This is a genomic window from Pseudomonas sp. S07E 245 (assembly GCF_019599025.1).
Taxonomy (GTDB): domain Bacteria; phylum Pseudomonadota; class Gammaproteobacteria; order Pseudomonadales; family Pseudomonadaceae; genus Aquipseudomonas; species Aquipseudomonas shirazensis.
In genome coordinates this window covers 2789466-2802259 of sequence record NZ_CP080625.1, presented here as the reverse complement: position 1 = coordinate 2802259, position 12794 = coordinate 2789466, and the positions used below count along the sequence as shown (strand labels likewise).

The 12794-nt window shown below is 61.6% G+C and carries 13 protein-coding genes and 1 tRNA gene; 8 read left to right on the top strand and 6 right to left on the bottom strand.

Annotated features, from left to right (window positions below; all coding sequences use genetic code 11):
* Window positions 1-8: 8 nt before the first annotated feature.
* A complete protein-coding gene (locus tag K3F44_RS12920; RefSeq protein WP_101321592.1) occupies window positions 9-281 on the bottom strand; it encodes a DUF3509 domain-containing protein in 273 nt (90 codons plus the stop codon).
* A 270-nt stretch (window positions 282-551) separates the two neighbouring features.
* Here K3F44_RS12920 and K3F44_RS12915 point away from each other — a divergent pair, with 270 nt between their 5' ends.
* Both K3F44_RS12915 and K3F44_RS12910 read left to right on the top strand, forming a co-directional pair.
* Entirely contained in the window at window positions 552-1073 is a 522-nt protein-coding gene (locus K3F44_RS12915; protein WP_101321591.1) for an ankyrin repeat domain-containing protein, read from the top strand.
* A gap of 59 nt (window positions 1074-1132) precedes the next feature.
* Window positions 1133-1663: a hypothetical protein gene (locus K3F44_RS12910; protein ID WP_101321590.1), complete on the top strand. Its 531-nt coding sequence runs from the start codon at window positions 1133-1135 to the stop codon at window positions 1661-1663.
* Window positions 1664-1684: 21 nt separating this feature from the next.
* On the opposite strand, the gene K3F44_RS12905 is transcribed toward K3F44_RS12910, so the two are convergent.
* Entirely contained in the window at window positions 1685-2635 is a 951-nt protein-coding gene (locus K3F44_RS12905; protein WP_101321589.1) for a ZIP family metal transporter, read from the bottom strand.
* A 124-nt stretch (window positions 2636-2759) separates the two neighbouring features.
* Here K3F44_RS12905 and K3F44_RS12900 point away from each other — a divergent pair, with 124 nt between their 5' ends.
* The 4 genes from K3F44_RS12900 (at window position 2760) to K3F44_RS12885 (ending at window position 6125) form a co-directional block, all read left to right on the top strand.
* Window positions 2760-2951, top strand: a complete 192-nt coding sequence (locus tag K3F44_RS12900; protein WP_101321588.1) for a PLDc N-terminal domain-containing protein — start codon at window positions 2760-2762, stop codon at window positions 2949-2951.
* A 188-nt stretch (window positions 2952-3139) separates the two neighbouring features.
* A complete protein-coding gene (locus tag K3F44_RS12895) occupies window positions 3140-5215 on the top strand; it encodes an LTA synthase family protein (RefSeq protein ID WP_220632375.1) in 2076 nt (691 codons plus the stop codon).
* A 147-nt stretch (window positions 5216-5362) separates the two neighbouring features.
* The gene (locus tag K3F44_RS12890; protein WP_101321586.1) at window positions 5363-5599 is read left to right on the top strand and encodes a hypothetical protein; all 237 of its coding nucleotides are present in this window, start codon (window positions 5363-5365) and stop codon (window positions 5597-5599) included.
* Window positions 5600-5792: 193 nt separating this feature from the next.
* The gene (locus tag K3F44_RS12885) at window positions 5793-6125 is read left to right on the top strand and encodes a ribonuclease E inhibitor RraB (RefSeq protein WP_101321585.1); all 333 of its coding nucleotides are present in this window, start codon (window positions 5793-5795) and stop codon (window positions 6123-6125) included.
* 48 nt (window positions 6126-6173) lie between these two features.
* On the opposite strand, the gene K3F44_RS12880 is transcribed toward K3F44_RS12885, so the two are convergent.
* The gene (locus tag K3F44_RS12880; RefSeq protein WP_150570109.1) at window positions 6174-6974 is read right to left on the bottom strand and encodes a cytochrome c; all 801 of its coding nucleotides are present in this window, start codon (window positions 6972-6974) and stop codon (window positions 6174-6176) included.
* A gap of 527 nt (window positions 6975-7501) precedes the next feature.
* On the opposite strand from K3F44_RS12880, the gene K3F44_RS12875 reads away from it, so the two are divergent.
* Window positions 7502-8239 carry an amidotransferase gene (locus K3F44_RS12875; RefSeq protein WP_103438161.1) on the top strand — a complete coding sequence of 246 codons (738 nt, stop codon included), beginning with the start codon at window positions 7502-7504 and terminating at the stop codon, window positions 8237-8239.
* Window positions 8240-8281: 42 nt separating this feature from the next.
* Here the strand turns inward: K3F44_RS12875 and K3F44_RS12870 are convergent, their stop codons facing one another.
* Window positions 8282-9253, bottom strand: a complete 972-nt coding sequence (locus K3F44_RS12870) for a magnesium and cobalt transport protein CorA (protein WP_101321582.1) — start codon at window positions 9251-9253, stop codon at window positions 8282-8284.
* A gap of 75 nt (window positions 9254-9328) precedes the next feature.
* Window positions 9329-10018 (bottom strand): crotonase/enoyl-CoA hydratase family protein, encoded by a 690-nt coding sequence (locus K3F44_RS12865; protein ID WP_150570110.1) that lies wholly within the window; start codon window positions 10016-10018, stop codon window positions 9329-9331.
* Between the two features lie 288 nt (window positions 10019-10306).
* Here K3F44_RS12865 and K3F44_RS12860 point away from each other — a divergent pair.
* Window positions 10307-10396, top strand: a tRNA-Ser gene (locus K3F44_RS12860).
* Window positions 10397-10512: 116 nt separating this feature from the next.
* On the opposite strand, the gene K3F44_RS12855 is transcribed toward K3F44_RS12860, so the two are convergent.
* Window positions 10513-12639 (bottom strand): TonB-dependent siderophore receptor, encoded by a 2127-nt coding sequence (locus tag K3F44_RS12855; protein WP_220632374.1) that lies wholly within the window; start codon window positions 12637-12639, stop codon window positions 10513-10515.
* Window positions 12640-12794 lie beyond the last annotated feature (155 nt).

The following is a 12794-nucleotide window of genomic DNA, read 5'->3' as shown; positions in this document are numbered from 1 at the left end:
CTTTTTGCTTAGCGATAAGTCGGCAGTGCAAAGCGCTGCTGGCTTTGCAGCATGTTGATCATCGGCAGTTCGCTGGCTTGTTCAGCCAGGTCGCGGCGGATAGCGCTGATGGCCCACGACAGCTGCTCGGCACTGTGCATTTGACCGTAGGTCAGTACACGGCGGGTAACTTTGCCATCGGCAGCACGCAGGGTCAGCAGGATACCGCCGTCAGGGCGTGGCTGAGTGTTGACCGAGTAGGCGGAAAAGACCGAGGCGAATTTTTGCTGAATAAGGTCCATATCAACTCCTGGCTGAATGTGTGTGCAGACGTTGAGTTGATGGTTGCAGTGACCGTGCCAGCTTTTGCCATGTAAAAAAACCCTTTAAAATCAGCAGCTTGAACCTATTATTGATTTTGCGCCTCGTGCAGTGTGCAAGGTCATGCAATTTGCACAGTGCATTTTGCAAGGTCATAGCCGCAGCCTCTTGCCCCCATAGAATCTGAACCTTTGACCCACTGGCAGTGCCTCACCAACACTTGGGCCATCCATTTTTCCAGGAGGTTACAGATGTCCGACCAACAGCCCGCCACCATGAATGACGATGAAGCAGCCGCATTTGCCGACGAGGTGTTCGACCGCGCCCGCCGTGGCGACGCCGACATGTTAGGGCGCCTGCTCGACAGCGGCCTGCCGGTCAACCTGCGTAACCACAAGGGCGATACCCTGCTGATGCTTGCCAGCTACCACGGCCATCATCAGGCCGTGCGCGTGCTGCTCGAGCACGGCGCCGATCCGCTGATTGCCAACGACAACGGCCAGTTGCCGATTGCTGGCGCGGCGTTCAAGGGTGACCTGCCGATGATCGAGCTGCTGATCGAGCATGGGGTACCGGTGGATGCCGCCGCTGCCGACGGGCGTACGGCGTTGATGCTGGCGGCAATGTTCAACCGCAGCGAAATTCTTGAGTTCCTGCTGGCCAAGGGCGCAGACCCGGTACGCCAGGATGTGCGCGGTGCCAACGCCCTGGCAGCAGCGCAGACCATGGGTGCGGCCGACACCGCAGCACGCTTGCAGGCGCTCGCCGGCTAACCCTCAGGGGGCGTTTGCGGCTATCCTTGGTGACATTTTTCACCTTGCAGAGCCCCCACATGAAAGACCAACTGCGCGAATTCATCAGCCTCATCGGTGCCGGCTGCATGCCCGATGACGAGATCGAGCGCATTGCCGACGAGGCCGCTCAGGCCTACGCCGACCCCGCCGCATTCCTCGCTGCCAACCCAGATATCAACTACGACGACAGCTACCCGATGCCGCTGGGCGAGTGGATCGTGCTCGGCAGCTTGCCGGAGACGGTGGTGTTCATCGGTGACAGCTATCAGGAGTTGTTCCAGGCGATCAGCGAGTCGTTCGACAGCAGCGTCGCCCTCAACCTCAAGCCCAAGCAACTGGCCAAGACCGAGGCGCTGACTGCGCTCAACCGCATTCAGGTGCAGATGGCTGCCTTGAACAAGGAAGCCGGCGGCTATGTACTGCTCAACTTCAGCCAGTTACTGGACGAGGAGCTGCAGATGGTCATGGTTGGCCAGCATGACCTGGCGCGGGTGCTGGAGCTGGGCCAGCAACTGAATATCAAGGTCGAGCCGGCACTGGAAGCCTTGAAGGTCGCCGTCCACGTCTGAGCCGGGGATCGCGCGCCGGGGTTAGCCCAGCGCGGTATCGAGAAACATCATCACCGCAAAGCCGCCCATCAAGCCCAGCGTTGCCGAAGTCTGGTGGCCATTGCGGTGGGTTTCGGGGATCACTTCGTGGGACACCACAAAGATCATCGCGCCAGCCGCCAGGCCCATGCTGATCGGGTAGGCCAGGGCAAAGCCGGTAGAGATGCCCAGGCCGATCACCGCGCCTAGCGGTTCCATCAAGCCCGAGCCGACAGCAACCAGCGCCGCTTTGAAGTTCGACAGCCCGGTCGCGCGCAGGGCCAGGGCGACTGCCAGGCCTTCGGGGATATCCTGAATGGCAATGGCGCTGGTCAGCGGCAGGCCGACAGCCATGTCGCCATTGGTGAAACTGACGCCGATGGCCATGCCCTCGGGCAGGTTGTGCAGGGTGATCGCCAGCACGAACAGCCACACCCGATTTATCCGCTCGGCCTCCGGCCCTTGCCGGCCGACGGTTTCGTGCTCATGCGGGGTGAAGCGGTCCAGGCCGAGCATCAGCAACACGCCCAGGCCCATGCCGACCACCACGGTCAGTGCTGCTGCTGCGCCGTTGCCGGTAATTTCCCGGGCTGCTTCCAGCCCCGGCAGAATCAACGAGAACGAACTGGCCGCGAGCATCATGCCGGCGGCAAAGCCGAGCATCACATCCTGGCTACGCGAGCTGACATCGCGCAGCACCACCGCCAATACCGCACCCAGCGCCGTCGCGCCAAAGCCGGCGAGGCCACCTAGGACGGCCAGGTGCAGGTTCTCCGAGTGATCGCCATTGACCGCATTCCACATGCTGGCGCCGAGCAAGCCGAGGATGGCCAGCAAGGCCACCCCCAGGCCGAAGCTCAGCCACGGCGACGCCTGCGCATGCTGGCGCAGACTACTGAACAGGCGGGAAACGGTCGGGCTGTCGACGGCGCTGTCGGTGTGAGCGGGGGGCATGCGAACCTCTGGGCAATGGATGAAGCAGTCTAAGCAGTGACCGCGCCTGCTCGCCAAGGATTCCCTTCTATCGACGTGATAGGCGACTATGCTCACCGGACATGACTTTATGGGGAGTACCTGCATGGGATCTACATTCAATGGCCTGATCGGCCTGATCATTCTTGCCTTGGATATCTGGGCGATCATCAACGTGGTCAAAAGCGGCGGGTCCACGGGCAGTAAATTGCTCTGGATCCTGCTGATTCTGGTGCTGCCGGTAGTGGGCCTGATCATCTGGGCCATCGCCGGACCGCGCGGCAACGTGCGCGTCTGACCCTTGGCGGCATTCAGCCCCGTGTCAGCGCGGGGCTGACTGCGCAGTCGCTGCTTCGTGACACAATTTTCACACTGGATTAACCAGAATCCGCGCCGCACAATGCCGCGTTTGCCCTATCGCCACGACCGCTGGCAGGGCTTATGGGCGCTGTCGCCTTCCCGCAAACTCCTAGGATCTCCCCATTCATGGCTAACACGGATGCCTTGAAACAACGGGCCGTGCCGGTTCGTTCCGCGCCAACCCTGCAATCGCACCTGGCCTACACCTTGCTCTGCGGCCTGGTCATCATGCTGATGCTCAGCCTGGTACGCCTTGGCCTGCTGGTCTACAACAGCGACATGATCGGCGATACGCCGTATTCCACGGTTGCCGAGGGCTTCCTCAATGGCCTGCGCTTCGACCTGCGGGTGGTGGTGTACCTGAGCATCCCGCTGCTGCTGGCGATCCTCAGCCCGGCCGCGATGGCAGCGCGTGGTGTATTCCGCGTGTGGCTGACGATCGCCTCGAGCGTGGTCATGTTCCTTGGCCTGATGGAGCTGGACTTCTATCGCGAGTTCCACCAGCGCCTCAACGGCCTGGTGTTCCAGTACGTCAAGGAAGACCCGAAAACCGTCCTGAGCATGCTCTGGTACGGCTTCCCGGTGGTGCGCTATCTGCTCGCCTGGGTGATCGGCACCTGGCTGCTGAGCCTGTTGTTCAAAGGCATCGATCGGCTGACCCGGCCTGCCAGCGGCGCGCTCCACGGCAACCCGCGCCCGCCTGTGGCCTGGTATTACCGCCTGGCCGTATTCATGGTGATCCTGCTGATTGCCGTGATTGCCGCCCGTGGCACCCTGCGCCAAGGCCCGCCAATGCGCTGGGGCGACGCCTTCACCACCGACTCCAACTTCATCAACCAGCTGGGCCTCAATGGCACCCTGACCCTGATCGACGCTGCCAAGAGCCGCTTCGGCGAAGATCGCGCCAATGTCTGGAAGCCGGTGCTCGATCAGCAAGTGGCACAGCAAACTGTGCGTGACCTGCTGCTGACGCCGCACGACACCCTGGTCGATGCCGACGAAGCTGCGATCCGTCGTGATTTCGTACCGCCAGCCGAGCGCACCCTGCCGATCAAGAACGTCGTGGTGATCCTGATGGAGAGCTTTGCCGGTCACTCGGTGGGCGCGCTGGGCAGCCCCAACAACATCACGCCGTACTTCGACAAGCTGGCCAAGGAGGGTCTGCTGTTCGACCGCTTCTTCTCCAACGGCACCCATACCCATCAGGGCATGTTTGCCACCATGGCGTGCTTCCCCAACCTGCCGGGCTTCGAATACCTGATGCAGACCCCTGAGGGTGGCCACAAACTGTCTGGCCTGCCGGCACTGCTCAGTGCCCGCGACTACGACGATGTGTACGTCTACAACGGCGACTTTGCCTGGGACAACCAGTCCGGTTTCTTCGGCAACCAGGGCATGACCACCTTTATCGGCCGTAACGACTTCGTCAATCCGGTGTTCTCCGATCCAACCTGGGGTGTGTCCGACCAGGACATGTTCGACCGTGGTGCCGAAGAGCTGGCAAAAAACTACGGCAAGAAACCGTTCTACGCCTTGCTACAGACGCTTTCCAACCACACGCCGTACGCGCTGCCCAAAGACCTGCCGGTTGAGCCTGTGACCGGCCAGGGCCGTCTCGACGAGCACCTGACCGCCATGCGTTATTCCGACTGGGCGCTGGGCCAGTTCTTCGAGAAGGCGCGTAAAGAGCCGTACTTCAAGGAGACCCTGTTCGTCATCGTTGGCGACCACGGCTTTGGTAACCATCAACAGGTCACCGAGCTCGATCTGGGCCGCTTCAACGTGCCGCTGCTGTTGATCGGTCCGGGCATCCAGGAGAAGTTCGGCGCGGTCGACCACACCGTCGGCACCCAGGTCGACATCGTGCCGACCATCATGGGCCGCCTGGGTGGTCAGACCCGTCATCAGTGCTGGGGCCGTGACCTGCTCAACCTGCCGGAAGGCGACCAGGGCATGGGCATGATCAAGCCATCGGGTAGCGAGCAGATCGTCGGCCTGGTCAAGGGCGACCGGATTTTGATCGAGTCCAAGGACATGACGCCGCGCATGTACCGCTACCAGCTGGGCCGCGAGTTCAAGGCCGAACTGATCGAAAGCCCGGATCAGCCCGAACTGCTGAAAAACCTCGAAGCCTACATCCAGACCGCTACCAAGAGCCTGCTCGACAACACCGCAGGCGTGGTCCACGGCACGCCCAAATAGGGCGCGCTGAGGCACCGTGAAGGGCTCGCCGGGTAACCGGCGGGCCCTTTTTCATGTGCGCCTGGCGAGCGCGCTGAACAACTTCTGCAGCCAGTGGTCAAGCTAGAACGGATGTCAGTCAATTCCGTATCCACCGAGGGTTATTCGATGAAAGAGTGGGAAGTCATCTTTGCCGACCAGAAAGGTGAACCGACGACGCTGCTGCTTACCGGCGATCAGCGTCCCAGTGATGAAGAGGCGGCACGCGCAATACGCACCAAGCTTTTTCCGCTTTTGAATGAACTGGATTTGAATGACTTCCAGGACCGTAGCGACGCGCCGACGGCACGCTGGCTCAAAGAGCAGAACGGCGTAACCATCAGCGACATCCGCGAACTGCCTTGAGCAGCCCCTCTGGCGTAGTGCTGCGATAAGCACTACGCTAGTCTCACGCATCGGCCTCTTCTGCGGGCCGACGCGGTTTTCTTCGCGTCTTGCATCAGCTCGATCAGCTCGGCTTGTTTGCGGCCCTTACCGGCGCCGGCAGGTGCGTAGTGCACGGAAAGTCTATCCATTGCATTATTCAGGAGGACGATTCATGAGCAGCCAGAACGACGACATCAGCAGCAATGTCCTGCGCCAGATGAAAGCTGGCGGTTTTGACTTCACCCAGATCCACCCCATCGAGTTCTATGCGGTATTTCCAGATGAAAGCGGCGCCCGCCAGGCGGCCGGGCGGTTTCGTGGCGAGTCGTTGAATGCTCAGGTACGAGAACGTGATGATGGCGGCTGGAACCTTGAGTTGAGCAAGATCATGTATGCAACCTACCGCGGCATCGGTGCCTTCGAAGAGGCCTTCGAGGGGGTGGTTTCGCCCCTCGGTGGCGAAGTCGAAGGCTGGGGCGTCAAGCACGAGCGGCAAACCGCTTAAGTGCCATGGCCATTCGCGAGTGCGCTCGCGAATGGCTCTACCTGCGGCTCACCCTTTGCGCTTGCTCATGTGCGTCAGGTACGCCAGCAGCGCGTCCAGTTCCTGTTCACTCAATACACTTTCGGCAAAGCCAGGCATTTTTGCCTGCGACCACTGGCGCAAGCTTTGTGGGTCGCGAATGTATTTGCGCAAAAACGCCGGCTGGAAGTACTCGGTAGGATTGTAGGGGCGATTCAGGTCCGGGCCGAACTGCGCATCACCGGCGCCATTGAGGCGGTGGCAGGCCATGCAGTTCTGTTGATACAGGGCAAAGCCCTGGCGTACCGGGTCGTCACTGGGCAGGCTGGCTTCGGGCAGCAGTGCCGGGAAGCGTTGCTCGACCGCTGCCAGGCGGCGAATGGTGGCGATCTGGAAGGGCCATTGCTCCGGGCGGATGGCACTGGCCTTAGGGTTGCTCCAGACCAGATAGAACGGCCCGGCGCTCGGCTGGTCTTTACCCAGTGCGGGCCATGGCTTGGCGCTGTCCTCTACCGCCAGCCACGCCTGCGCGGGGCCATTGGCCAACAGCGGCGTAGCGGGCATCTCGGCAGCAAAGCCATCCAGCGCAATGGCCTGCAGGTGTTCGCCTGGCTGCACGCCCTCGAGCAACACAGCCAAGGGCACTACGCGGTAATGCATGGGCCGCTTGTAGGCGACGTCTGCCGGAATGTCGATATCACGTGCCTGCGGATGGGCAAGCAGCTCAGCAGTTTGCCAATGGCGCGTGCGCTCACCCAGCTCAAGGTTCAGCTGCGCCGCAGCCACGGGCAGGCTGAGCAGCAGTGCCAGCAGGGCGAAGGTGATGCGCATAGGTAATCTCCAACCGGTGAGATCGGCAGATTACCTACGCAGTGTCTGAAATAGCCACACAAGCTGTCAGCCAAACAGCCGAGAAAGGTTCGGCAAGATCAGCAGCAAGGTGGTAGCGAACAATATGAGTCCGGCTTGGCGTACTTTTGATTGTCTGAACATGGCGGACCGCCTTCTTGTTGTTATTCCTGAATAGCCGTTGGCTTCCCTTTGCCGGGTCGGGTCGATCACAGCGGCGTGGCTACACGCCGGTTCTGCTGGCCTCCTGCTTTTGGGTATACATCCAACAGTAGGGTGTAGGTTATGCATGTTTGAGAACCCTTTGTTCTAAGTGCGGGCTTTGTCATTCAAGTTTCATTTAAGGCCACTTGCCAGCAGCCCGATATGTCTGGGCTAGACCGCTGCGCGATGGGGGTTACCAAGGGTGACACCCCTTACCGTTCGTCAGTACAGCCTACTTGCTTGTACGTGTCTTTCGCGGCAGTCTCTACAGCCAAACCCTCCTTGTGTCGTTCAGGACTATCGCTATGTCGTTACGCATCTGCATCCTTGAAACCGACGTCCTGCGGCCAGAGCTGACGGCGCAGTACCAGGGTTACGGCAGGATGTTCGAGCAGCTGTTCTTGCGTCAGTCGGTCAACCAGGCCGAGTTTCGTGTGTACAACGTGATGAACGGCGACTATCCCCCCGAGGGCGAGCGCTTCGATGCGTATCTGGTGACCGGCAGCAAGGCCGACTCATTCGGCGATGATCCGTGGATCCAGACCCTCAAGGCGTACCTGCTCAAGCTGTACGAGCGTGGCGACAAGTTGCTCGGTGTGTGCTTTGGCCACCAACTGCTGGCGCTGGTGCTCGGCGGCAAGGCCGAACGTGCCGACCGTGGCTGGGGCGTGGGCGTGCACCGCTACACCCTGGCTGCGCATGCGCCATGGATGGACCCGCAGGTAACCGAGTTGACCCTGCTGATCAGCCACCAGGATCAGGTCACTCAGCTGCCCAAAGGCGCCACGGTGATTGCTTCAAGCGATTTCTGCCCGAACGCTGCCTACCATGTGGGCGATCAGGTGCTGTGCTTCCAGGGCCACCCTGAGTTTGTCCATGATTACTCGCGGGCACTGCTCGATGCCCGCCAGGAGCATTTGGGGGACGAGGTTTACCAGCGCGCCATTGCCAGCCTCAAGCTGGAGCACCAAGGCGATCTGGTTGGCGAGTGGATGCTGCGCTTTGTTGCGCACGCACCGAGCGCCAAGGAAAGCGCCGCCTGAGGCAGTTGTCAGGCGCCGCCAGCGCGGCTCCTGCTTATCCCGCTACAACCAACCCGAGCGCTTGAAACTGGCGAACAGCCCGGTGCAGCCGAGGCCGATCACGCTCAGCACGGCAAAGTAGCCGTAGTGCCAGCTTAGCTCGGGCATATTCTGGAAATTCATCCCGTAGATCCCGGCAATCGCCGTCGGGAACGCCAGGATCGCTGCCCACGCGGCGAACTTGCGCTGGGTAATGCTCTGGCGTGACGACTCCAGCAGCATGCCGATCTCGATGGTCTGGCTGGCGATATCGCGAATGCTCACCAGGTCTTCCATCTGCCGGGTGACGTGGATCTGCACGTCGCGAAAATACGGGCGCATGTTTTTGTCGATGAAGGGGAAGCTCAGCCGCTGCAGCTCTTCGCTGATTTCCACCATCGGCGCCACGTAGCGGCGCAGGCGCAGGATGTCGCGGCGCAGGCTGTGCAGGCGGCGGATGTCGTCTTCCATCAGCGAACTGCTGAGCACGCTCTGTTCCAGCTCCTCGATCTCGCCGTGGATCGCTTCGCTGACTGGCTGGTAATTCTCGGTGACGAAGTCGAGCAGGGCATACAGCACGAAGTCTTCACCGTGATCGAGCAGCAACGGTCGGGCTTCGCAGCGCTGGCGCACCAGCGCGTAGGATTTGGAGTGGCCGTTGCGGCAGGTGATGATGTAGCCGTTGCCGGCAAAGATGTGCGTTTCGATGAATTCCAGCTTGCCGTCCTGCCGCACCGGCGAATAGGTGACGATGAACAGCGCATCGCCGAAGGTTTCCAGCTTGGGCCGGCTGTGTTTCTCCAGCGCGTCCTCGATGGCCAGCTCATGCAGGTTGAACTGGCACTGCAGGCTGGCCAGCTCTTCGGCGCTGGGCGCTTCCAGGCCGATCCAGACGAAGTGGCCGGGCTTTTTCGCCCACTCACTGCCCTCGTCGATGCTGATGTTGGTGACCTTTCTTCCGGCGCTGTACACCGCCGCTGCGACGACTCGACCCATGGCTGTCCGCTTGTTCGGTTGACTATGTCGGACAGCTTGGTCGGTCTGCGCCGCGCAGGCAACCTCGGCGCGGGCTCAGAGGGCAAAGTCCTGGTCGAGGATGATCGCTTCGTCGAGCGCATCGAGCAGGTCCTTGCGCACTTTCAGCTTGGTTTTCTTGTGCGCATTCATGTTCAGTTTTTTCAGCGTATGGGCTGCGCTGGTGGCGGCTTCAAGCAATTGCTCGGCGGGTACCACCGCATCGAGGAAGCCAGCTTCGCGGGCGGCCTGCGGGTCGAACATCTCGGCGTTGATCACCGAGCGGTGGAAGGCCGAGCGGCGCAGGCGATCGCGGGCCAGTTCGATGCCGGCGTGGTGCATGGTCATGCCGATGGCGACTTCGTTGAGGCCGATCTTGTACGGCCCTTCGACGCCGATGCGATAGTCGGCCGACAACAGCAGGAACGCCCCCTTGGCCACGGCATGGCCGGGGCAGGCGACGATCACCGGGAATGGGTGCGCGAGCAGGCGGCGGGCCAGGGTCGAGCCTGCGGTGACCAGCGAGACCGCCTGCTGTGGGCCCGAGGTCATTACCTTGAGGTCGTAGCCGCCGGAGAGGATGCCGGGCTGACCGGTGATGATCACCACAGCGCGCTCCACTACCGCACGATCAAGGGCGGCGTTGAATTCGGTGATCAGGTCTGGCGAGATGGCGTTGACCTTGCCGTTGTTCAGGGTCAAGGTGGCGATGCCGTCTTCGGCGTGGTAAGTGATCAGCTCGTTCATGGCAGAGTCCTTTAAGTGGCGTGGCGATGACGTTACCCAGCGCAGCTGCGCAGGTAAAGCAGCAAGGCTGACCGGCCAGTCAGCTGCGGCCATCGCGGCCACGGGTTGCGGCCGTGGCCGCCGTTGCGCGGGAAAAGCGCCGGGTACAATGGCAGCTTTGCCATCGGCCCCTGCAGCGATCCTCGGGTTTGCTTAAGCGCATGAAAATTCTGAAAAAAGCGCTTGCCAATAGCCGGCTCTTCGACTAAATTAGCGCGCCTCGACAGGCTGAATAGCTTGAAGAGAAACGGTGAAGTGTCCGAGTGGTCGAAGGAGCACGCCTGGAAAGTGTGTATACGAGAAATCGTATCAAGGGTTCAAATCCCTTCTTCACCGCCACATTCTACGAGAAGCCCTCGAACTGAAAAGTTCGGGGGCTTTTTGTTTTGGGCGCGGTTTAGCGGGCTGTACTTCACCTGCACGCGGTTGATGACCGCGTGCAGGTAGACGCTGGGTTAAAAACTCACCGAAGCCGACAACCGAGCCGTACGCGGGGCGCCCTGGAACAGATAGTTGTCGCCCAGATAATCACCGGTGTCGCGCCAGTAACGTTTGTCGAACAGGTTGTCGACGGTCAGGCGCAGTACCGTGTCATAGCCGCCAATGGCTGTGCGGTAGCGGCTGCCGAGATCGAACACGGTGTAGCCGCCGACTTCGACGTTACCGGCCTGGCTGGCGTACTTGCTGGCGCTGTAACGGGCGCCGCCGAGCAGGGCCAGGCCTGGCACCGGCAGGGTGTATTCGGCGTGCAGCGCGGCGCGCACCTTCGGCACGTTGATCGCCTGGTGGCCTTCGTAAGCGTCGGTGCCGCTGTCTTCGACCCGCGCGCGAATAGCTGCGACGCTGGCTTGGAGTTGCAACTTCGAGGTGGCCCAACCGCTGGCGCCGAGCTCCAGGCCGGTGTTTTTTTGCTGGCCTTGCTGGACGTAGGTAAAGCCACCGACCTCAGGGCGAGCATACTGGTAGGCCTGGCGGATCTGGAACAGCGCAGCGCTGAAGCTCATGCCTTGCCAGTCATGCTTGATGCCCAGTTCCAGTTGCCTTGAGAGCGTCGGGGCGAGGATTTCGCCCAGGTTGCTGGTGAACCACGGTGCCGTGCCCCCGGCCGAAAGGCCTTTGGAGTAGCTGGCGTAGACGGTGGTGTCAGGCTGCGGCTTGTAGATCAGCGCAGCATTTGGCAGCAGTTGATACTGCTGCGTGTGGCGGCCCGCAATGCCAGTCTCGTCCCAAGTCTTCTCATCCAGGCGCACTTCGCGGGCACCGAGCACGGTTTGCCACTGCTCGTTGAAGGTGATGCGGTCGCTGAAGAACACACCGTATTGGCGGCTGTCGAGGCGGCGCTCGCTGGCGCCAACGGCCTTGCTCGACGGTTCCAGTGGCGGCGCGCCGGTATCGATATTGCCGCTGCCGAGCCATTCGTTGTAGTACGGGCGTTGGTCGAGGGTACGGCGTTGCGCACTGGCACCTACGGTCAATTCGTGGCCGAGGCCCAGGGCATCGAAGCGACCATTGAGCATTGCCTGCGCCTCATCGGTACGACGGGTGTCGTCCGGGCTGCGGTAGTCATAGATGTCGTAATCGCCATTGCCGGCAAAGAACGCGCCTTCGCTCGAACCCCAGGCAAACGCACTGTAATCGTCGATCACCACCTTGCTGCGCGAAGCACTCAGCGTGCCGCTCCAGTCGTCATTGAAGCGGTACTCGAAGCGCCCGCCAAGGTTCAGCGAATCGTTCTGCACGGGCTTGGCCCATTGCTGATAAGCAAGCCGATCACTCGGATCGACCCCATGCGGCACTGCGCTGCCACCAAGCAGCTGATAACCCGGCACTGAGCGCTGCTCGCGGTGCTGATACTCGGCGTCCAGCTGCAAGGTGGCGTTGCTGCTGATCTGCCAGTCAAACGCCAACGAGGCAAAATCACGCTTGCCGTCGGCGTGGTCGACATACGAGCGAATGTCCTCGTGGGCGAGGTTGGCGCGCAGGCCGAACTGGCGCTCGCTGCCGAACCAGCCGCCAACGTCAGTGGCCAGATAGCGCTCGCCGTGTTCGTTGGTCGAGACGCTGACGCTGCGCACATCGGCGGCGCGTTTGGTCACGTAATTGATCAGGCCGCCCGGCTCGGAGACGCCACTCTGCAAACCCGACAAGCCCTTGAGCAGTTCCACCTGCTGCTTGTTCTCCAGTGCGACGTTCTGCTCGCCGGCGATGGTCTGGCCGTTGATCTTGTAGCTGCTGGCAGCATTGAGCTCGAAGCCGCGCACGTTGAAGTTTTCGTAGTAGCCAATCGGCGCATAGCTTTCGCCCACCGAGGCATCGCTTTGCAGCACTTCGCTGAGCTTGCGCACCTGGCGGTCTTCCAGCAGTTGCTGGCTGAACACGCTGATCGAGGCCGGGGTGTCGAGCAGCGCCGCTGGCTGCCAGCCGGCTACCTGCGCCTGACGCACCTGATAACCGTCGCTGGCCGAGACATCGGTCACCTGCAGCGGGGCCAGGGTCACGCCGTCAGCCAACGCCTGGCCACTGTGCAGAGCAAGGCCAAGGCTGAGCAGGCTCAGGGGCAGGCGAGGGCGAAGCGAGGTCATGCAGGGCTCCTGGAAAAACGCGCGCGCGGCACCGCTGCGCCGAGGGCAGGCGAGGCGTGGCAGCGGCAGCGGGCAGCCTGCTGGTATTGCGCCAGGCAGGCGAAAAAGGGGCGCCATGGTAGCAGGCGCAGCAGCGCCGGGCGCCCCTATTTCAG

Excerpts from the sequence above, each read along its gene's own strand:
- K3F44_RS12920 (WP_101321592.1), bottom strand. The coding sequence starts at position 281 with ATGGACCTTATTCAGCAAAAATTCGCCTCGGTCTTTTCCGCCTACTCG.
- K3F44_RS12915 (WP_101321591.1), top strand. The coding sequence starts at position 552 with ATGTCCGACCAACAGCCCGCCACCATGAATGACGATGAAGCAGCCGCA.
- K3F44_RS12910 (WP_101321590.1), top strand. The coding sequence starts at position 1,133 with ATGAAAGACCAACTGCGCGAATTCATCAGCCTCATCGGTGCCGGCTGC.
- K3F44_RS12905 (WP_101321589.1), bottom strand. The coding sequence starts at position 2,635 with ATGCCCCCCGCTCACACCGACAGCGCCGTCGACAGCCCGACCGTTTCC.
- K3F44_RS12900 (WP_101321588.1), top strand. The coding sequence starts at position 2,760 with ATGGGATCTACATTCAATGGCCTGATCGGCCTGATCATTCTTGCCTTG.
- K3F44_RS12895 (WP_220632375.1), top strand. The coding sequence starts at position 3,140 with ATGGCTAACACGGATGCCTTGAAACAACGGGCCGTGCCGGTTCGTTCC.
- K3F44_RS12890 (WP_101321586.1), top strand. The coding sequence starts at position 5,363 with ATGAAAGAGTGGGAAGTCATCTTTGCCGACCAGAAAGGTGAACCGACG.
- K3F44_RS12885 (WP_101321585.1), top strand. The coding sequence starts at position 5,793 with ATGAGCAGCCAGAACGACGACATCAGCAGCAATGTCCTGCGCCAGATG.
- K3F44_RS12880 (WP_150570109.1), bottom strand. The coding sequence starts at position 6,974 with ATGCGCATCACCTTCGCCCTGCTGGCACTGCTGCTCAGCCTGCCCGTG.
- K3F44_RS12875 (WP_103438161.1), top strand. The coding sequence starts at position 7,502 with ATGTCGTTACGCATCTGCATCCTTGAAACCGACGTCCTGCGGCCAGAG.
- K3F44_RS12870 (WP_101321582.1), bottom strand. The coding sequence starts at position 9,253 with ATGGGTCGAGTCGTCGCAGCGGCGGTGTACAGCGCCGGAAGAAAGGTC.
- K3F44_RS12865 (WP_150570110.1), bottom strand. The coding sequence starts at position 10,018 with ATGAACGAGCTGATCACTTACCACGCCGAAGACGGCATCGCCACCTTG.
- K3F44_RS12855 (WP_220632374.1), bottom strand. The coding sequence starts at position 12,639 with ATGACCTCGCTTCGCCCTCGCCTGCCCCTGAGCCTGCTCAGCCTTGGC.